Raw genomic sequence first — 18,941 nt, 5'->3', positions numbered from 1 at the left:
GACGCGGAGGCGGGTCAGCGAGTGAGGAGGGCGACGACCTCGAAGTGGTGCGAATGCGGGAACAGATCGAACGCTCGCATGTGCTCGACCTGCCAGCCGTGACCGCGGAACGTGCCGAGGTCGCGGGCGAGGGCGACCGGGTCGCATGCGACATACGCGATCGCGTCAGGCGAGAGCGCATGCAGGGCATCGACGACGGCTCGGCCGGCGCCGGCGCGTGGCGGGTCGAGCACGACGACCCCGGCGGACGCGGACGGGTCGAGCCCGGCGAGGTAACGATCGACGCGCGCCGTCACCGCGGTCACGTCGTGCGGCTCGAGGTTCACCCTCGTGTGGGCGCTCGCTCGCGCGCTCGACTCGACGCTGACGATGTCGGAGGCACCGAGGTCGGCCAGCGTCGCGGCGAAGAGGCCGACTCCGCCATAGAGGTCGTAGTGGGTGGATGCCGCGTCGACGCGCCCCTCGAGGATGCCGCGCACGGCGGCGTCGAGCGTCGCGGCAGCATTCGGGTGCACCTGCCAGAATCCGGTGTCGTCGACCCGGAAGGTCCGCTCTCCGACGCGCTCGCGGATCTCCGTGGAGGCGGGACGCCGGCCGCGTTCGGGATTGCGGATGACGTGCACCTCGCCATCGGCCGATTCCACCAGGTCGACGCGGCCGGGTTTGGGGTTGCGCACGGCGAGCGCCGCCGCCTCGACGCGGGGCCTCGCCAGCGGGTGCGATGCGACCGGGATGACCCGGTGACTGCGGGCGGCGAAGGGCCCGATGAGACCGTCGGCGTCGACGTGCAGCGAGATGCGGGTTCGCCATCCGGTGCCGTCGCCGTCATCGACCGCCTCGACGACCGGGGCTTCGAGACCGGGCCCGGCGAACTTGTCGAGAGCCTCGGCCAGGACCTGCCGCTTGAGCGTTCGCTGATGATCGAGGTCGATGTGCCCGAGGTCCGCTCCCCCCGCGCGCGCAGCCGGGTCCCGCGACACATCCGCCTCCGCCCAGACATGCGGACGCCGATGCGGCGACGACTCGAGCACCTCGACGGTCTCCGCCCGCCAGAAGCTCCGCTTGTCGGCTCCGGGGTCGCCGGCAGCATCCACGAGGCGAGCGCGGACCCGCTCGCCGGGGATCGCGTCGGATACGAACACCACCCGGCCCTCGTGCCTGGCGATGAAGGTGCCGCCGTGGGCGATCCCCGAGATGTCCAGATCGAGCAGGCCGGGAGCGGTGGAAGTCATCTCTCCAGGATCCCACGGTTCGCCTTCTTCGCCGACCGGTCGGCCGCCGGGTAGCGTGGTCGGCATGCGCGTCTGCCTGGCCTCGACCTCTCCCGCACGTCTCATGCTGCTGCGACAGGCGGGGATCGAGCCACTCACCGTCGCACCGGGAGTCGACGAGGACGCTCTCGCCGCCAGCGCCGCTGCCGAGCGCGGGGGGGAACTCTCGCCGACCGAGCTCGTCCTCCTGCTGGCGCGCGCCAAGGCGGCCGACGTCGCCCGCCGGGTCTCGGCCCAGGAACCCGCATTCGACGGCATCGTCATCGGCGGGGATTCGATGTTCGCGATCGGCGGGCGCGTCTACGGCAAGCCGTACACCCCGGCGGAGGCCACCCGCCGGTGGCATGAGATGCGCGGGATGACGGGGGTGCTGCACTCCGGGCACTCCGTGTACCGCATCGCTCCCGGCGCCGAACCCCGGGAGGCCACCGAGACGGCCGAGGCGTCGGTGACCTTCGCGGACGACCTCACCGACGCCGAGATCGCCGCCTACGTCGCGTCCGGCGAGCCCCTGCACGTGGCGGGGGCCTTCACGGTCGACGCGCGCGGCGGCGCATTCATCACGCGCGTCGACGGCGATCCGTCGACGGTGGTCGGGATGTCACTGTCGACCGTTCGCCGCCTCGCCGCTCAGCTCGGCGTCACCTGGACGGATCTGTGGGCCACGGTCGAGCCGTCGTAGAGTCCCATCCACGTTTTCCCTGCTTTCTTGTGGGGAGCCGTCAAAGGGAACGGCACCGTTCTCGCTAGGCTGACAGTCATGCCTGCTATCGCCAAGGTGCTCGTCGCCAACCGCGGCGAGATCGCCGTACGCATCATCCGCGCCGCCCGTGATTCCGGGATCGCTTCGGTCGCGGTCTACGCCGACCAGGACCGAGATGCCATGCACGCCCGCCTCGCGGATGAGGCCTATGCGCTCGACGGCTCGACCAGCGCGGAGACATACCTGCAGATCGAGAAGATCCTGTCGATCGCGCGACGCTCCGGCGCCGACGCCGTGCACCCGGGATACGGCTTCCTGGCGGAGAACGCCCAGTTCGCCCGCGCCGTGATCGGCGCAGGCATGGTGTGGATCGGTCCGTCGCCCGAGGCGATCGAGGCACTGGGAGACAAGGTCACCGCCCGTCACGTCGCCGAGAAGGTCGGCGCCCCTCTCGCCCCGGGCACCCCCGGCCCGGTCGAATCCGCCGACGAGGTCATCGCCTTCGCAGAGGAGTTCGGCCTTCCCATCGCCATCAAGGCCGCCTACGGCGGCGGCGGTCGCGGCCTGAAGGTCGCCCGTGAACTCGGCGAGGTGGCGGAGCTGTTCGAATCGGCCACCCGCGAGGCCGTCGCCGCGTTCGGTCGTGGTGAATGCTTCGTGGAGAAGTACCTCGACAAGCCGCGGCACGTCGAGACGCAGTGCCTCGCGGATGCCGCCGGCAACGTCGTCGTCGTCTCGACGCGCGACTGCTCGCTGCAGCGTCGTCATCAGAAGCTGGTGGAGGAGGCGCCGGCGCCGTTCCTCACCGCCGAGCAGAACCGGCAGCTCTACGAGTCGTCGAAGGCCATTCTCAAAGAGGTCGGATACGTCGGCGCCGGCACCTGCGAGTTCCTCATCGGCGCAGATGGGACGGTGTCGTTCCTCGAAGTGAACACCCGACTGCAGGTGGAGCACCCGGTGTCCGAGGAGGTCACCGGCATCGACCTCGTCCGCGAGCAGTTCCGCATCGCTGCCGGCGGCACCATCGACTATGACGACCCGCAGCCGACGGGACACTCGATCGAGTTCCGCATCAACGGCGAAGACCCCGGCCGAGGATTCCTTCCGCAGCCCGGCCCGATCCACGTCTTCAAGACCTTCGGCGGTCCGGGGATCCGGCTCGACTCCGGTGTCACGGCCGGCGACTCCGTCTCCGGTGCTTTCGACTCGCTCCTCGCGAAGATCATCGTGACCGGTCGCGATCGCGAGGAGGCGCTGGAGCGCGCCCGCCGCGCGCTCGACGAATTTGAGGTCGCCGGTCTGCCGACCGTGCTGCCCTTCCACCGCAAGGTGGTTCGTGACCCCGCGTTCACCGCGGAGGGCGGCGAGTTCGGCATATACACACGCTGGATCGAGACCGAGTTCGTCAACGACATCCCGGCGTGGGACGGCGAGCTCGAGGCGCCGAGCGCCGGCGGAGGCCGCCACACCGTCGTCGTCGAGGTGTCGGGCAAACGGCTCGAGGTCAGCCTTCCTGACCGCGTGGCTGCCGCTCCCGGCACCGCCGGGCGTCCGGCGGCGGTCCCGCCGTCGCGTCGCAGCCACGCCACGACCGCGAGCGCCGGGGCGTCCGGCGATGCGGTCAAGTCGCCCATGCAGGCGACCGTCGTCAAGGTCGCCGTCGAGGAAGGGCAGCAGGTCGTCAAGGGCGACCTCGTCGTCGTGCTCGAGGCCATGAAGATGGAACAGCCCCTGCAGGCACACAAGGACGGAACGGTGGGCGCGATCAACGCCGACCCCGGGTCGACCGTCGCGGCCGGCCACCAGCTGCTGACGATCTCCTGATCGCGAAACTGCACCTGCGCGCCGAGACCGTGGCGTAAAGCCACCGTCTCGGCGCGCCGATGCATTCTCGCCGCCGGGGCCCCCTGTCAGGAGATGTTCACGAGGTGCATCGCCCTGCTGGCGTCGGTGATGCTGCTGGACAGCGACGGGTATGCCGCGAACACGCGCGACACCTGGTCGACCGTCAGCCGGCGCTCCACGGCGACGGCGATCGGGTAGATCAGCTCGGATGCCTTCGGTGCGACGATCACCCCGCCGATCACCGTGCCCGACCCCTTACGGGCGATGATCTTCACGAACCCGTCCTTGATGCCCATCATCTTCGCGCGCGGGTTGGCGGCGAGCGGCAGCTTGTACACCAGTCCGTCGGCGACGCCCTCCTCGACGTCCTTCTGGGAGTACCCGACCGTCGCGATCTCGGGCGCGGTGAAGATGTTCGAGGTGATCTTGATCAGCTCGAGGGGGATCACGATGTCGCCGAGTGCATGGAAGACGGCGGTGCGCCCCTGCATCGAGGCGACCGAGGCGAGCGGGAAGAAGTTCGTGCAGTCCCCGACGGCGTAGATGTTGGGCACCGAGGTCCGCGCCACGCGATTGACCCGGATGTGACCGGATTCGGACAGTTCGACGCCGGCCTCCTCGAGGCCGATCCCCGCGGTGTTCGGAACCGATCCGACGGCCATCAGGCAGTGGCTGCCCTCGACGGTGCGGCCGTCCGACAGCGTGACGAGCACGCCGGTCTCGGTGGTCTCGACCTTCTCCGCACGCGACTTCGACAGCACCTGCATGCCGCCGCGCTTGAACACCTTCTCCAGCACGCGAGCGGCGTCCTCGTCCTCGCCGGGGAGAACCTGGTCGCGGCTCGAGATGAGAGTGACCTGCGCGCCGAGGTTCATGTAGGCCGAGGCGAATTCGGCCCCGGTGACGCCGGACCCGACGACGATGAGGTGCTCGGGGAGCGCCTTCATGTCGTACAGCTGGGTCCACGTGAGGATGCGCTTGCCGTCCGGCTTCGCGGAATCGAGCTCGCGGGGCGATGCCCCCACCGCCACGACGATGGTGTCCGCCTCGACGCGGTCGAAGTCCGTGCCGCCCTGACCGGTCGACACGACGATCGCGCTGGTGCTCTCCAGGCGGCCGTGACCGGAGAGGATGCGCACGCCCGCGTCGAGCAGGGTGCTGCGCATGTCTTCGGACTGCTGTCCGGCGAGGGCGACGAGTCGCTTGTTCACAGCCGCCAGATTGATCGCGATCTCGGGCTTCAGAGGCTTTCCGTTCGCGCCTTTGGCGTAGAACTGCACGCCCAGATCCGTCGCCTCTGAGATCGCCACCGCGGCATCCGCCGTCGCGATGAGGCTCTTCGACGGCACGACGTCCGTCAGCACCGCAGCTCCTCCGACGCCGACACGCTCCACCAGGGTCACCTCGGCTCCGAGCTGTGCGGCCGCGAGGGCCGCCTCGTAACCGCCGGGACCGCCGCCGAGCACGGCGACGCGCTGAGTGCGCTCGAAAGGGGTGGATGACATGCAACCCATTCTTCCGCAATCCTGGCAGCCCGACCTGCAGCTTCTTAGACTCGATCCATGCCTGACACACACAGCAACCCTCTCGACGGCCCGAACGCGAACCCGTTCGAGGTCGCTGCCCTTGCAGCCTCCGACATCGCGCGGCTGACCGGCGTCGAGAAGCACGACATCGCCCTGACCCTCGGCAGCGGCTGGAGCAAGGCGGCCGATCTCATCGGCGAGACGACGGCGACCGTGCCTGCCACCGAGGTCACCGGATTCTCGAAGCCCGCCCTCGAAGGGCACGTCGGCACGCTCCGCAGCGTCCGCACTCCGGGCGGGAAGAACGTCCTCGTGATCGGTGCCCGCACCCACTACTACGAGAACCACGGCGTGCGGCGAGTCGTGCACAGCGTGCGCACGGCGGCGGCGACCGGGGCGACGACCATGGTGCTCACCAACGGTGCCGGGGGCATCCGCGAGACGTGGAAGCCGGGGCAGCCGGTGCTCATCAGCGACCACATCAACCTCACGGCCGACTCGCCGTTGGAAGGCGCGACATTCGTCGACCTCACCGACCTCTACTCGGCGCGACTGCGCGACGTGGCGCGCTCGATCGACCCGAGCCTCGACGAGGGCGTCTACACGCAGTTCCGCGGACCGCACTACGAGACGCCTGCCGAAGTGCAGATGGCCAAGCACATCGGGGGGCACATCGTGGGGATGTCGACGGCGCTCGAGGCGATCGCCGCACGCGAGGCCGGGATGGAGATCCTCGGCTTCTCGCTCATCACGAACCTCGCCGCCGGCATCCAGAAGACACCGCTCAGCCACGCCGAGGTGATCGAGGCAGGGCGCGAGGCGGAGCCCGTGATCTCGGCGCTCCTGGCACGCGTCGTCGAGGCGCTGTGATCGAGCAGCGCCTGCAGCAGGCTCGTGCCTGGCTGCGACAGGACCCCGACCACGAGACGCGTGACGAACTCGCCGGACTCCTCACCCGCGCGGCGGGCGGCGACGACACGGCGATCGCCGACCTCGACGACCGGTTTCGCACGCGCCTGGCGTTCGGTACGGCCGGCCTCCGCGGCCGGCTCGGCGCCGGCAGCAACCGGATGAACCGTGTGCTGGTCGCGCAGGCTGCCGCAGGATTCGCCGCGTACCTCCGCGAACGCGCGAACGGAGCGACGCCGACGGTCGTGATCGGCTACGACGGCCGCCGCAACTCCCGGATCTTCGCCACGGACTCGGCTGAGTTGTTCGCCGGTGCCGGTCTCCGCGCGATCCTGCTCCCTCGGCTCCTCCCCACCCCGGTGCTCGCCTTCGCGGTCCGCCATCTGGGGGCGGATGCCGGCGTCATGGTGACCGCGAGTCACAACCCGCCGGACGACAACGGCTACAAGGTCTATCTCGGCGGGGCGGATCAGGGTTCCCAGATCGTCTCCCCCGCAGACGCTCGGATCGCCGATGCCATCCAGCGGATCGCGGATGCCGACGACATCCGCGCCCTGCCGCGCTCCACGGAGTACGAGATCGCGGGCGACGACATCGTCGACGCGTACGTCACCGCGACCGCAGCGGTAGCCCCGGCGCCCGGCGGCGCTTCGGGCATGCGCTGGGTCTACACCGCCATGCACGGCGTCGGCTGGGAGACGCTCTCTCGGATCCTCGACAAGGCCGGATATCCGCAACCGGTCACCGTCGGCGAGCAGCTCACTCCGGACCCGAGCTTCCGAACGGTGTCCTTCCCGAACCCGGAGGAGCCGGGGGCGATGGATCTGTCCTTCGCCGCGGCGCGCCGCGCCGGTGCCGACTTCATCCTCGCCAACGACCCTGACGCCGACCGGCTCGCGGTCGCCATCCCGGACGACGGCGCGCCGGACGGCTGGCGTCGCCTCACGGGCAACGAGGTCGGCCTGCTGCTCGGAGCGCGCGCTGCGCGAGCAGCCGAAGGCACCGCCGGGGCGGCGCTGGCTTGCTCGCTGGTCTCCTCCCCGGGTCTCGCAGCTGTCGCCGCTCGTCACGGCCTCGCGTTCCACGAGACACTCACCGGCTTCAAGTGGATTTCCCGCGCTCCCGGTCTCGTCTTCGGTTTCGAGGAGGCGCTCGGATATCTGGTCAACCCCGAGACCGTGCGCGACAAGGACGGGATCTCCGCGGCGATCGCCGTGCTGGGTCTGGCCGCGGAGGCCAGGGAGCGGGGCGCGACCCTGGCGACGATGATCGCGGAGCTCGGCGACACGTACGGGCATTTCGCCAGCGGACAGGTCTCGGTGCGCGTCGATGATCTCGCCGTGATCGGCAATGTGATGCTGTCGCTGCGGACGCTGCCGCCGGCCCATATCGGCCAGCACGCGGTGGCCTCGGCAGAGGATCTGCTGCAGGCGGGGCCCGGCCAGCCCGCAGGCGACGTGCTGCGGTACGTGCTCGCCGACGGCTCACGGGTGATCGTCCGCCCGAGCGGCACCGAGCCGAAACTCAAGGTGTACCTCGATGTCCGGGCCGACTCGGCGGTTCATGCGAACGATGCGGTGACCGCTCTCGAAGCCGGCGTCCGCACGCTCCTGGAGGAGCGCTCCTAGATGGCGCCCCGCACGGGCGGTGGCTCCTCCCGTGCGGGCGCGGTTACGATCGGACCATGCCGACCAGACACGTCATCATCACCGCGCACAACGGTGTGCATGCGCGTCCCGTCGCCGAACTGGTGCGGCTCGTCCAGGCCGACCGGCGCACCGTGACGTTGCGCACGTCGGCCGGGACGACCGTCGATCTCAGCAGTGTGCTGGCGGTCATGGATCTGGCACTCATCCCCGGCGACGCCGTCGTGCTGGAGACTGAGGACGGCACGGGCTCAGACGCGCTGCTCGACACGCTCGCGGCGGTGCTCTCTCCGCTGCCGTGATCCTCAGCCGTCGATGACGGCGACGAGCTCATCGAGGAAGGATTCGAAGCTCGTGCCGCGGCGTACGATGCGCTGCACGCTGTCGCGCTCGCTGAACACCTCGACGAGCTGCTCGAACACGGTCTGGAAGGCGGCGCGATCACTCTCGCTGAAGGCGGCGAGCGCGACGACCTGCACGCGTCCCTCTCCCCAGGCGACGGAACCCCCGGTGACTCCGATGGCGATGGCGGTCCTGGTGGCGGTCATCTGCAGGGCGTGCGGGACGGCGAGCGCATCGGTGAACGCCGTCGACGACATGCGCTCGCGCGTGATCGTGTTCTCGATGTAGTCCTCGCCGATCAGCCCTGCCTCGACGAGAAGCCGACCGAGACGGCGGATGATGGCTTCCTCGCCCTCGTCCGCCAGCGGGTGCACGTACGCTCCGGCGTGGAAATAGCGCGCGAGCTCGCCGCGCAGCCTCGTCAGACGCCGAGCCCGGCGCACCCGCGCTGCGGCCTGCTGGATCCGCTCCACATCCGCATCGGTGAGGAACGGCTGGATGCGCACGAAACGATCGCCCGCAGAGCCCGGTTCGATCGTGCTGAGCACCAGGTCGGTGTCGAACGCCGACCAGTCCGGGTCGACGTTCGTCACCACGCTCGTCACCTCGATCGCCGATCCCAGAGACCTGTCGACGCTCGAGCGGAGCAGTTCGTGCAGTTCGTAGTAGCCGGGGCACACGATCGTCGCGGTGAGGATCGATTCCGCCTTCCGACTGCGCTCCAGGCGCCCGCCGACGTGCATGGCCACGTAGGCGATCTCGTCGTCGTGGATCGGCGTTCCCAGGCGATCGTGCAGCCCGCTCGCGATCGAGACCGCCACCTCGAAGATCATCGGGTACGAGCTCTTGAGCGAGCGCGTGAGCGGGTTGCGCGTCAGCGCGCTCTCCTCGGCGCGTCGCAGCAGGTTCTGCACGTGCAACGCGAGTCGCAGCACGAACGCCTCATCGACGAGGTCCACCTGGTACTCCTCCGCCGCGCGGGTGAGCTCGGCCCGGACGGCGTGCTCGACGGCCGGGTCCACCCCGCTTCCGGCGACATCCTGCGGGAGGTCCTTTCCCGGGGCGACGATGCGGGTGAGGACGAGCGAGGCCAGGTGTTCGCTGTCGCCCGCGCCGAGGTTCACGGCGAAGTTCTCGGCCGCGAGCCTGGCGATCAGCGCACCCACCCGCGGGACCGCCTCGCGAGGCGCGCCGGGATCGGGTTCCAGAGCGTGACCGGCCGCCACCCGCTCGGCGGCGATCGCGATGTGCAGCAGCACATCCGAGATCGCGAGCTCGTTCACGTAGTAGCCGAGCTCGCCGAGTTCTCTCACGAGAGCGGATTTGAAGGGACCGACCGCCTCGGCAGGCACCGCGCTTCCCGCGAGCGCCGTGCGGAACGTCTCCGGGTGGAACGACGCGGCATCCATCTCATCATGCGCGAGGCGACTGAGCAGGCGGCGCTGCGCAGTCTCCGTACCGCGCAGCCGCACGGTCGCGCGTTCGCGCTCCAGTACGAGTTCGGTGCCCTCCAGGAGCGACCTGACGCGGGCGAGGTCGGCCTCGAGAGTCGCCTCGCTCACATGCAGCTCTTCCGCGGTCTCGAACACGTCGATTCCCGCCGGCACATCCAACAGTGTCCGTACCAGCGCGTGCAGCCGGTCCCGCGGCGGCGAATCCCCCGGCTGCCTGACCCGCAACGCGTCTCGCGCACCAGGACCCGCGCGATACCCGGCGGGTCCGGACTCGACCGCGTCCCCTCCGGGGGCGCGGGCGTTGAGAGCTGCGACATACGAGCGGATGCTGCGCGGGGTGACTCCGAGAACGTCGGCGAGGCTTGCCGCCGTCGCCCATTCCCGTTGGCGCAGGAGGACCGAGAGGAGCTGGTCCTGACGCTGGCGCGACATGATCCCTCCGACCCGTTCCTCACGTGCTGACCGCACTGTCTGGACCCCATGATGTCAGGTCGCCGGTGGCGGCGCTCGGGAAGCGGTGTTCCGCAGGGGCGGAAAGGAACCTGTTGGCGCCGGCGGCCCCGACGTTCCCAGACTGTTCTCAGGAAGGTGGCATCGATGAGGATCCTGGTGGTGTGCGGGGCCGGTGCGTCCAGCACGTTCGTGGCTCAGCGGCTGCGCCGCGCGGCCGCCCTTGCCGGCCTCGATTGGCAGGCGACCGCCGGCATGCCCGAAACCGCCCTCGACGGGGGTCACGATCTCCTCCTGCTCGGGCCCCACCTCGCCAGCCGGCTTGAAGCGATCCGTGACAGCGTGCAGTCACCCGTCGCGGTGCTGCCGGATGACGTGTTCTCCGACCACGACGGCTCGCGCACGCTCACATTCGCCCTCTCGATCCTCGCCGACGCCGACCAGACCCCGAAAGGATCCCCATGACCGTCTCCCGCACCGTTCGGATCGGCTCATCCCACGGACTTCACGCGCGCCCGGCGAAGCTGTTCGCCCAGGCCGCGAAGGATGCCGGGGTCCCGGTGACCATCGCGAAGGACTCCGGCAAACCGGTGAACGCCGCGAGCATCCTGGGTGTCATCGCCCTCGGCGTCGAACATGGCGACTACGTCACGCTCACGGTCGACGCGGACGACGCGGACGGCGTGCTCGACACGCTCACCGAGCTGCTCACCACCGACCACGATCAGGACGCGACCGGATGAGCGTGCTGCGTGGAGTGGGCATCGGCCTCGGCGTCGCGCAGGGTCCTGTGGTGCGTATGACCGAGGCGTCGCCGCCGCCGGAGAACGCTCCGAGTGCGATCGGGGCCGATGCCGAACGCGCCAGGGCACGTGACGCCGTCACCGCCGTCGCGGAAGAGCTGAACGCGCGCGGAGAAGCCGCCGGAGGCTCCGCACGAGAAGTCCTCGAGGCGCAGGCGATGATCGCCGAGGACCCCACGCTGCAGGACGAGGTCGACACCAGGATCGATGCCGGAGCCACCGCGGAGTGGGCCGTGCATGACGCGTTCGCCGGATTCCGTGCCACGCTCCAGGCCGTCGGCGGGTATTTGGGTGAACGAGCAGCAGACCTCGACGACATCGCGCAGCGGGTGCTGGCTCGTCTGCGCGGCGCGGACGCGCCGGGAGTTCCCGATCCCGGTTACCCGTTCGTCCTCGTCGCGCGGGATCTCGCACCGGCCGACACCGCACTGCTGGATCTCGACAAGGTCCTGGCCCTGATCACCACCGACGGCGGGCCGACCTCGCACACCGCGATCCTCGCCAGGGAGAAGGGGATCGTCGCGGTCGTCGGCGCCGCGGACGCGGCCACGCTCACCAGCGGGCAGACCGTGATCGTCGACGCCGCGGCCGGAACCGTGACGGTGGATCCATCGGCCGATGAGTCGGTGCGCGCGACCGAGCGTGCAGCGGCCCGGCGCTCCGCGGTCGCCGCCCCGCCCACTCCCGGCGCCCTCGGCGACGGCACGCGCATCGCACTCCTGGCGAATCTCGGCAAGCCTGCGGACGCGGCGGACGCCGTCGCGCGCGGGGCCGAGGGGGTCGGGCTGTTCCGCACCGAGTTCCTGTTCCTCTCGGCAGCGCAGGCACCGACCGTCGCCCAGCAGCGGACTGCCTACCGTGAGCTCCTGGCGGCATTTCCCGGCAAGAAGGTCGTCGTGCGGATGCTGGACGCGGGTGCCGACAAGCCACTGGCCTTCCTCAACGACGCGCACGAGGAGAATCCAGCCATGGGCCTCCGGGGGCTCCGGGCGCTGCGCGCCAGCGAGGACATCCTCCGCGAACAGCTCACGGCGCTCGCGGAGGCCGACACCGAGACCGGCGCCGAACTCTGGGTGATGGCGCCGATGGTCACCACCGTCGAGGAGACGGCGTACTTCACGGGACTGGCCCGCGAGTACGGGCTGAAGACCGCCGGAGTCATGGTCGAGGTCCCCGCCAGCGCTCTCTTGGCCGACCGCGTGCTCGCCCACGCCGACTTCGCCTCGATCGGCACCAACGACCTCACCCAGTACACGATGGCGGCCGACCGGATGCTCGGCTCCGTCGCCGGGTTCCAGGACCCGTGGCACCCGGCGGTGCTCCGGCTGGTACGAGAGGTCGGCGACGCCGGCGCCCGCGCCGGCAAGCCCGTCGGCATCTGCGGTGAGGCGGCCGCCGACCCCCTGCTGGCCGTGGTCCTCATCGGTCTGGGCGCGACGAGCCTGTCGATGGCGCCTTCCGCGCTCGCCGACGTCCGCCTCGCCATCTCCGAACGCACCCTCGACGAGGCCAGGCGCCTCGCCGAGGTCGCACTGGCTGCGGACGACGCCGCCGGTGCCCGCCATGCCGTGGTCGAAGCCGCCGCGGCTCTCCCCTCACATCAGAAAGAGACGACATCATGACGACGACGTCACCAGCCGCTCCCTCCACGAGCGGCGTCCGCGTGGGCGTCCAGCGATTCGGGACGTTCCTGTCCGGCATGGTCATGCCGAACATCGCCGCCTTCATCGCCTGGGGTTTCATCACCGCCCTGTTCATCCCCGACGGCTGGCTCGGCAGCAAGAGTCCCGTCGAAGCCTGGCGCTGGGCCGACTCGGCCATCCTCGGCGGGGGTGAGATCGACGGCGTCACCTATCCGGGCCTGGTCGGTCCGATCATCACCTACCTCCTGCCGATCCTCATCGCCTTCACCGGCGGCCGGATGGTCCACGGCCACCGCGGCGGCGTGGTGGGTGCGGTCGCGGCGATGGGTGTCATCAGCGGCGCGTCGGGCACCGTCATGTTCCTGGGCGCGATGATCGCCGGCCCGCTGGCGGCCCTCGTGCTGAAGTGGGCCGAGAAGCCGTGGCAGGGCAGGGTCAAGCCCGGGTTCGAGATGCTCATCGACAACTTCTCGGCCGGTTTCGTGGCCTTCTTCATGGCGCTGGCGTCGTTCTTCTGGCTCGCGCCCGTGATGCGCTGGCTCACCGACATCCTCGGGGGCGCCGTCGGGTGGCTCGTCGAGACGCAGTTGCTGCCACTCGCGAGCATCATCGTGGAACCGGCCAAGGTGCTCTTTCTCAACAACGCGATCAATCACGGCGTGTTCACCCCTCTCGGCACCGAGCAGGTGCAGGAGACCGGCCGCAGCCTGCTGTTCCTGATCGAGGCGAACCCCGGGCCCGGCGCCGGCATGCTGCTCGCTCTCACCGTCTTCGGTGTCGGCGTGGCCCGTGCGACCGCGCCCGGTGCGTTCATCATCCAGTTCCTCGGCGGCATTCACGAGGTGTACTTCCCGTACGTGCTGGCCAAGCCGCTGCTGATCATCGGGCTCATCGCCGGTGGTGCGACCGGCGTGCTGACGAACATGATCTTCCAGTCCGGCCTCGTCGCACCCGCGGCTCCCGGTTCGATCTTCGCCGTGCTCATCCAGACAGCGCCGGGAAGCCACCTCGGCGTCGTCTGCTCGGTGCTGTTCTCGGCGGCGGTCACGTTCGCGATCTCCGCGCCCATCCTGCTCGCCTCCCGCAAGCGTGACATCGCGGCCGAAGCAGCGACCGGCGACCCGCTGGCCGCAGCCATCGCTCGCACCGAGGCGAACAAGGGCAAGTCCTCCAGCACCCTGTCGAACCTCGCCGCCTCGGCGTCGGCGACCGGCACCGCTGTGCTCACCGCACCCATCCGCAACATCGTCTTCGCCTGCGACGCCGGTATGGGATCGTCGGCGATGGGTGCGAGTGTCCTGCGCAACAAGTTCAAGAAGGCCGGCATCGAAGACGTCTCGGTGGTGAACCAGGCGATCGCGAACCTCGACGGCACGGCGGACCTCGTGATCACGCAGCAGCAGCTGACCGATCGGGCGAAGGCGCAGTCGCCGAACTCGATCCACGTCTCGGTCGACAACTTCATGAACTCGCCGAAGTATGAAGAGGTCGTCGAGATGGTGCGCGAGCAGCGCGAACCCGAGGCCTGATCGACCGGCGGGGCGGATGCCGCGGCATCCGCCGCGCCCCCCCCCCCGCCTCCACTCAGAAAGGAACAGACATGAGCGTTCTGACTCTCGACCGGATCCGCATCCACTCCGGCCCCGCGACCCAGGAGGAGGCCCTCCAGGAGGCGACGGACATCCTCGTCGCGGCCGGGGCGGTCACCCCGGCGTACGTCGACGCCATGCGTCAGCGCGAGGCGACCGTGTCCACGTACATGGGCAACGGCCTCGCCATCCCGCATGGCACCAATGACACCAAGGACGAGATCCTCGCCTCCGCTCTCTCCGTCGTCCGCTACGACGGCGGCGTCGACTGGGCCGGAGAGCAGGCGACGTTCGTGATCGGCATCGCCGGCCGCGGTGACGAGCACCTCGAGATCCTGTCGCAGATCGCCGTGCTGTTCTCCGACGAAGACGACGTCGCCCGGCTGGCCGCGGCAGAGACGCCGCAAGAGCTCTTCGAGATGCTCGCGGCGGTGAACGACTGATGAAGGCCGTCCACTTCGGCGCCGGCAACATCGGCCGCGGCTTCGTCGGACTGCTGCTGCACGAGGGCGGATACGAGGTCGTGTTCTCCGATGTGGCCGATGCCCTGGTGGACGCCGTCAACGCGGCGGATTCCTACACCGTCCACGAAGCGGGCCCCGGCGGGGTCGACCACGTCGTCACGGGTTTCCGGGCCGTGAACAGCAGGACCGATCCGGATGCCGCCGCCGGAGAGGTCGCCACCGCCGACCTCGTCACCACGGCCGTGGGGCCGACGGTGCTGAGGTTCGTCGCACCGGTCATCGTCGAAGGACTCCGACTGCGCTCCGCCGACGCCGCGCCGCTCGGTGTGATGGCCTGCGAGAACGCGATCGGTGCGACGGACACCCTCCGCGCCGAGATCGAGACCGCGGCGGGTGCCGACGCCGATGCGCTTCTGCGGCGCGCCGTCTTCGCGAACACGGCCGTGGACCGCATCGTGCCGCCGCAGGCGGGCGGGCCCGGCGTCGACGTGACCGTCGAGCCCTATTTCGAGTGGGCGATCGAGTCCGGCCCGTTCGGCGCGGAGCGTCCGAACATCCCCGGGGCGCACTTCGTCGAAAACCTGGCGCCCTCCATCGAGCGCAAGCTCTTCACGGTCAACACCGGTCATGCCGCCGCGGCGTACTTCGGTGCGCAATCCGGTGTCGAGCGCCTGTCCGACGCACTGGCCGATCCCGCCATCGCCGCGAAGGTGAGCGCTGCGCTGGAGGAGACCTCGGCCGTCCTCGTGGCAGAGCACGCACTGGACCCCGCGGGACTCGCGGCCTACCGGTCGACCATCCTCGACCGCTTTCGCAACCCTGAGCTCATCGACACCGTGCAGCGGGTGGGGCGCCAGCCCCTTCGCAAGCTGTCCCGGCACGAGAGGTTCATCGGTCCGGCGGCATCCGCGGCCGAGCGCGGCCTCCCGGCTGACGCTCTCATCGCCGCCGTCGCCGCCGCTCTCGCGTTCGAGGACGAGGACGATGAGCAGTCGATCGACCTGCAGCGGATGCTGCGCACCGAGGATCCGGCGTCTCTCACCGCGCGCATCACCGGGCTCGACCCCATGCACCCGCTATTCCCGGCGGTGCTCGACGCCGTGGTCGTTCGGCAGTCCGCGATCAACGCCGGCTGAGAGCCACGCACGCCCCCTCGGCGGCCCTCCGGCAGATACGATCGGTCAGGGGCACCGGATCGAGCACAGCGACGTGCGGGAGCAGCATGAACAGTTATGCCGTCATCGGCGCGGGTCCATCGGGCCTGGCGACAGCACGAGCACTGCAAAAGCGCGGCATCCGCGTGGACGGCTACGAGTCGTCTCACGACGTCGGCGGACTCTGGGACATCTCCAACTCGCGCAGCACGATGTACGAGTCGGCGCACCTGATCTCCTCGCGTACCACGACCGAGTTCACCGAGTTCCCGATGCGGTCCTCGATCGACTACCCCGGCCATCGCCTGCTCCTGGAGTACTTCCGCGACTACGCCGCCCGTTTCGGGCTCACAGAGCTGTTCCGCTTCGGCACCGGTGTGACGCGCCTGGAGCCGAGGGACGGCGGCTGGGATCTCACCGCCTCCGGACCTGACGGGGAGAGCACGAGGTGGTACACCGGCGTCATCCTCGCCAACGGCACGCTCGCTGAACCCCACATCCCCACGTTCCCCGGCGCTTTCGAAGGTGAGTTGCTGCACACGAGCGCGTACAAGTCCCCCACCCAGCTCGCGGGCAGGCGAGTGCTGCTGATCGGCGCGGGCAATTCCGGCTGCGATATCGCGGTGGATGCCGTGCATCACGCCGCATCGGTCGAGATGAGCGTGCGCCGCGGCTACTACTTCGTCCCGCGGTATCTGTTCGGCCGTCCGAGCGACACCCTCAATCAGGGGCGGCCGCTTCCCGCGCGGATCAAGCAGGCGGTCGACAGCCGGGTCCTCAAGGCGTTCACCGGCGATCCCGTGCGGTTCGGCTTCCCTCGCCCGGACTACCGGATCTACGAGTCGCACCCCATCGTCAACACCATGATCCTGAACCACCTCGGTCAGGGCGATCTGCGCATCCGAGCCGACGTCGCCCGGTTCGACGGGACAACCGTGCACTTCCGCGACGGCAGCAGCGGAGACTACGACCTCGTCCTGCTCGCCACCGGATACACCCTGGACTATCCCTTCGTCGATCGGCAGCACCTGCACTGGCGCGGGGCTGCGCCCCGGCTGTTCCTGAACATGTTTCCGGCCTCGTTCAACGGTCTGTACACGGTCGGCATGATCGAGGCGTCCGGCATCGGCTGGCAAGGCCGGTACGAACAGGCCGAGCTCCTGGCCGCGTATCTCGCTGCCGCACAGAGCGCTCCCCAGCGCGCCGCACGGTTCCGGGAGCGGGTCATGGGCCGACCCTGGCCCGACCTCACCGGCGGCTACCGGTACCTCGGTCTGGCACGGATGGCGTACTACGTGAACAAGGACGCCTATCGCGCCGCGGTGCACCGGGAGAAGGCCGAACTGGAGGCGTCTTCGTAGCTTTCCTTCATCGGGATCGTGGTCCGGATCGGTCAGCATCGTCGCCCCGCACGGTCATCACCGAGCTGTCTGCGACAGCGACGATGCGGTCGGTGTCGTCCCGGATCTCGCACCGATAGTGGGACACGGTTCGGCCCGCGTGCTGCGCCCACGCTGTCGCAGTCAGCGATGTCTTCCAGACCGGTCGAAGGTAGCGGACGGTGAGCTCGATGGTGGCGAACGATTCGCCTTCACCGATGACGGTGGAGTGCGCAGTCCCGATGGCGGCGTCGGCGAGCTCGGCGATGGTGCCCCCGTGGACGGTGCCCTGCTGATTGCCGTGCACGTCCGGCGTCACCGTCATTCGCACCGTGGCGGCGCGCTCGTCGACGGCGAGGATCTCGAACCCGAGGAGTTGCGAGATCGGCGTCGGATACCGCAACAGCGTCGAGTCCTCCGGTTTCAGCTGACCGGCGAGGTGGCGCCGCAGATACTCGAGCACAGCGAAAGTGGTCACCGATACAGAACACCGTCTGCGATGCGGATGCCGCGCGGTCCACCTGGATTCACTGGACCAGCGGCGTGCCGCACCGCACTGGCGCGGGGTTCTGTTCAGGTGGTCGGGGTGGGCGACAGTTCGATGGGGTCGCGCAGGCTGCGACCCAGTGCGATGCGGGCGACGAGCGGAATGCCCATCAGCCCGAGCACGGCGTTGCGGACCAAGAGCTGCCGGCGGTTCTGCGGTGCGAATGCCGCGCCGAGCCGTATCGCCGCATCCTGCTTCACTCGCACCGCAGACGCCAGCCGGCTCCGGTAGGCCGAGAACGCGCGGGTGTGGTCGCCGCCCGCGTCACGCAACTCAGTCGCGAGGACATACGCCGCCACCATCGCCAACGCGGAGCCCTGCCCCGACAGAAGGGAAGGGCACGCCGCGGCGTCGCCGACGAGCGCAACCCTGCCCCGATGCCAGGTCGGCATCAGGATCTGGCTGGCGCTGTCGAAATAGAAGCTTCTCGCCTCCGGCAGATGCTTCAGGATCTGAGGCGCCTCCCACCCCATTCCGGACAGTCGAGCACGCACCAGCTCGCGCTCCTCGTCCTGATCTCCCACCGGCACATCGGACTCGTGCCTGAAGATCATGGAGAAAATCGTCGCGTCGTCCCTCGTCGAGAATCGGAGAACCTCTGCTCCCACGACGGTGTGTGTGAGTGCAGTGAGCTCATCCCTCGGTCGGTACCCGTCGACCTCGAATGCCGCGACCGAGATACCGAGTCGTCTTTCGAACTGCCCCTCCGGTCCGAATGTCATCGCACGAACGTGAGAATGCAGCCCGTCCGCGCCGACCACGACATCGAACTCTCGCTCCACGCCGCTGGCGAATCCGACCAGCACGCGGGACCCGTCGTGGAGTGACCGGATGGTGTCGCCGAAGATCGTCTCGACATCGTCCTCGAGGGAGTCGAGGATGGTGGCGGCGAGGTCCGAGCGGGCGATGCTGATGTAGCGGCCGCCGACCGCGTCGAGCGCGATCCGCGGGTCGAAGTGAGCGATGCGCCTGCCGGATGCCGACACCTCCCGCACCTCGCGGACCCGGTACCCCCTCTCCATCAGCCCGGGAACGATGCCCATCCGCTCAGCGACGTCGAAGCCGGCACCCCAGAAGTCGATGACATAGCCGCCCTGCCGAGGCCTCGCTGAGCGCTCCGCGAGCGTCGGTTCGTGCCCGAACCGACGCAACCAATACGCCAACGTCGGTCCGGCGACGCCTGCGCCGACGATCAGCACCCTCATATGCGAAATCC

The 18,941-nt window shown here is 69.5% G+C and carries 17 protein-coding genes; 12 read left to right on the top strand and 5 right to left on the bottom strand.

Going from position 1 to position 18,941, the window contains the following annotated elements:
• Positions 1-14 precede the first annotated feature (14 nt).
• Positions 15-1,232, bottom strand: a complete 1,218-nt coding sequence (locus RIN18_RS03025) for a TRAM domain-containing protein (protein WP_309102465.1) — start codon at positions 1,230-1,232, stop codon at positions 15-17.
• Positions 1,233-1,296: 64 nt separating this feature from the next.
• On the opposite strand from RIN18_RS03025, the gene RIN18_RS03020 reads away from it, so the two are divergent.
• On the top strand, positions 1,297-1,953 hold the full coding sequence (locus tag RIN18_RS03020; protein ID WP_309102464.1) for a nucleoside triphosphate pyrophosphatase: 657 nt from the start codon (positions 1,297-1,299) through the stop codon (positions 1,951-1,953).
• Positions 1,954-2,031: 78 nt separating this feature from the next.
• Positions 2,032-3,798, top strand: a complete 1,767-nt coding sequence (locus tag RIN18_RS03015) for a biotin carboxylase N-terminal domain-containing protein (protein WP_309102463.1) — start codon at positions 2,032-2,034, stop codon at positions 3,796-3,798.
• Between the two features lie 86 nt (positions 3,799-3,884).
• Here the strand turns inward: RIN18_RS03015 and RIN18_RS03010 are convergent, their stop codons facing one another.
• Positions 3,885-5,333 (bottom strand): NAD(P)H-quinone dehydrogenase, encoded by a 1,449-nt coding sequence (locus RIN18_RS03010; protein ID WP_309102462.1) that lies wholly within the window; start codon positions 5,331-5,333, stop codon positions 3,885-3,887.
• A 48-nt stretch (positions 5,334-5,381) separates the two neighbouring features.
• Between RIN18_RS03010 and RIN18_RS03005 the strand changes: the two genes are divergently transcribed.
• The 3 genes from RIN18_RS03005 to RIN18_RS02995 are packed head-to-tail and all read left to right on the top strand — an operon-like array spanning position 5,382 to position 8,202.
• Positions 5,382-6,215, top strand: coding sequence for a purine-nucleoside phosphorylase (locus RIN18_RS03005; RefSeq protein WP_309102461.1), 834 nt, complete (start codon positions 5,382-5,384; stop codon positions 6,213-6,215).
• On the top strand, positions 6,212-7,882 hold the full coding sequence (locus tag RIN18_RS03000; RefSeq protein WP_309102460.1) for a phospho-sugar mutase: 1,671 nt from the start codon (positions 6,212-6,214) through the stop codon (positions 7,880-7,882). Before RIN18_RS03005 ends, RIN18_RS03000 begins: the two co-directional genes overlap by 4 nt.
• Positions 7,883-7,938: 56 nt before the next feature.
• The gene (locus tag RIN18_RS02995) at positions 7,939-8,202 is read left to right on the top strand and encodes an HPr family phosphocarrier protein (protein ID WP_309102459.1); all 264 of its coding nucleotides are present in this window, start codon (positions 7,939-7,941) and stop codon (positions 8,200-8,202) included.
• 3 nt (positions 8,203-8,205) lie between these two features.
• Here RIN18_RS02995 and RIN18_RS02990 read toward each other — a convergent pair whose 3' ends face one another.
• Positions 8,206-10,128 carry a PTS sugar transporter subunit IIA gene (locus RIN18_RS02990; protein ID WP_309102458.1) on the bottom strand — a complete coding sequence of 641 codons (1,923 nt, stop codon included), beginning with the start codon at positions 10,126-10,128 and terminating at the stop codon, positions 8,206-8,208.
• A 165-nt stretch (positions 10,129-10,293) separates the two neighbouring features.
• Here RIN18_RS02990 and RIN18_RS02985 point away from each other — a divergent pair, with 165 nt between their 5' ends.
• From RIN18_RS02985 to RIN18_RS02955, 7 genes are all read left to right on the top strand, one after another.
• Entirely contained in the window at positions 10,294-10,611 is a 318-nt protein-coding gene (locus RIN18_RS02985; protein ID WP_309102457.1) for a hypothetical protein, read from the top strand.
• Entirely contained in the window at positions 10,608-10,889 is a 282-nt protein-coding gene (locus RIN18_RS02980) for an HPr family phosphocarrier protein (protein WP_309102456.1), read from the top strand. The genes RIN18_RS02985 and RIN18_RS02980 overlap by 4 nt, the downstream gene beginning before the upstream one ends.
• Positions 10,886-12,571, top strand: coding sequence for a phosphoenolpyruvate--protein phosphotransferase (gene ptsP / locus RIN18_RS02975; RefSeq protein ID WP_309102455.1), 1,686 nt, complete (start codon positions 10,886-10,888; stop codon positions 12,569-12,571). The genes RIN18_RS02980 and ptsP overlap by 4 nt, the downstream gene beginning before the upstream one ends.
• Positions 12,568-14,121, top strand: coding sequence for a PTS mannitol transporter subunit IICB (locus tag RIN18_RS02970; RefSeq protein ID WP_309102454.1), 1,554 nt, complete (start codon positions 12,568-12,570; stop codon positions 14,119-14,121). Before ptsP ends, RIN18_RS02970 begins: the two co-directional genes overlap by 4 nt.
• 71 nt (positions 14,122-14,192) lie before the next feature.
• Positions 14,193-14,624: a PTS sugar transporter subunit IIA gene (locus RIN18_RS02965; RefSeq protein ID WP_309102453.1), complete on the top strand. Its 432-nt coding sequence runs from the start codon at positions 14,193-14,195 to the stop codon at positions 14,622-14,624.
• Positions 14,624-15,781: a mannitol-1-phosphate 5-dehydrogenase gene (locus RIN18_RS02960; RefSeq protein WP_309102452.1), complete on the top strand. Its 1,158-nt coding sequence runs from the start codon at positions 14,624-14,626 to the stop codon at positions 15,779-15,781. Before RIN18_RS02965 ends, RIN18_RS02960 begins: the two co-directional genes overlap by 1 nt.
• An 86-nt stretch (positions 15,782-15,867) precedes the next feature.
• Positions 15,868-17,160 (top strand): NAD(P)-binding domain-containing protein, encoded by a 1,293-nt coding sequence (locus RIN18_RS02955; protein WP_309102451.1) that lies wholly within the window; start codon positions 15,868-15,870, stop codon positions 17,158-17,160.
• 7 nt (positions 17,161-17,167) lie between these two features.
• Here RIN18_RS02955 and RIN18_RS02950 read toward each other — a convergent pair whose 3' ends face one another.
• Together RIN18_RS02950 and RIN18_RS02945 are read right to left on the bottom strand one after the other, a co-directional pair.
• Positions 17,168-17,656: a PaaI family thioesterase gene (locus RIN18_RS02950; protein ID WP_309102450.1), complete on the bottom strand. Its 489-nt coding sequence runs from the start codon at positions 17,654-17,656 to the stop codon at positions 17,168-17,170.
• A gap of 95 nt (positions 17,657-17,751) precedes the next feature.
• Positions 17,752-18,930 (bottom strand): FAD-binding domain, encoded by a 1,179-nt coding sequence (locus tag RIN18_RS02945; protein WP_309102449.1) that lies wholly within the window; start codon positions 18,928-18,930, stop codon positions 17,752-17,754.
• Positions 18,931-18,941 lie beyond the last annotated feature (11 nt).

Origin of the sequence: Microbacterium sp. (assembly GCF_031179285.1) — a bacterium.
GTDB lineage: Bacteria > Actinomycetota > Actinomycetes > Actinomycetales > Microbacteriaceae > Microbacterium.
This window is presented reverse-complemented; position numbering and strand designations above follow the sequence as displayed.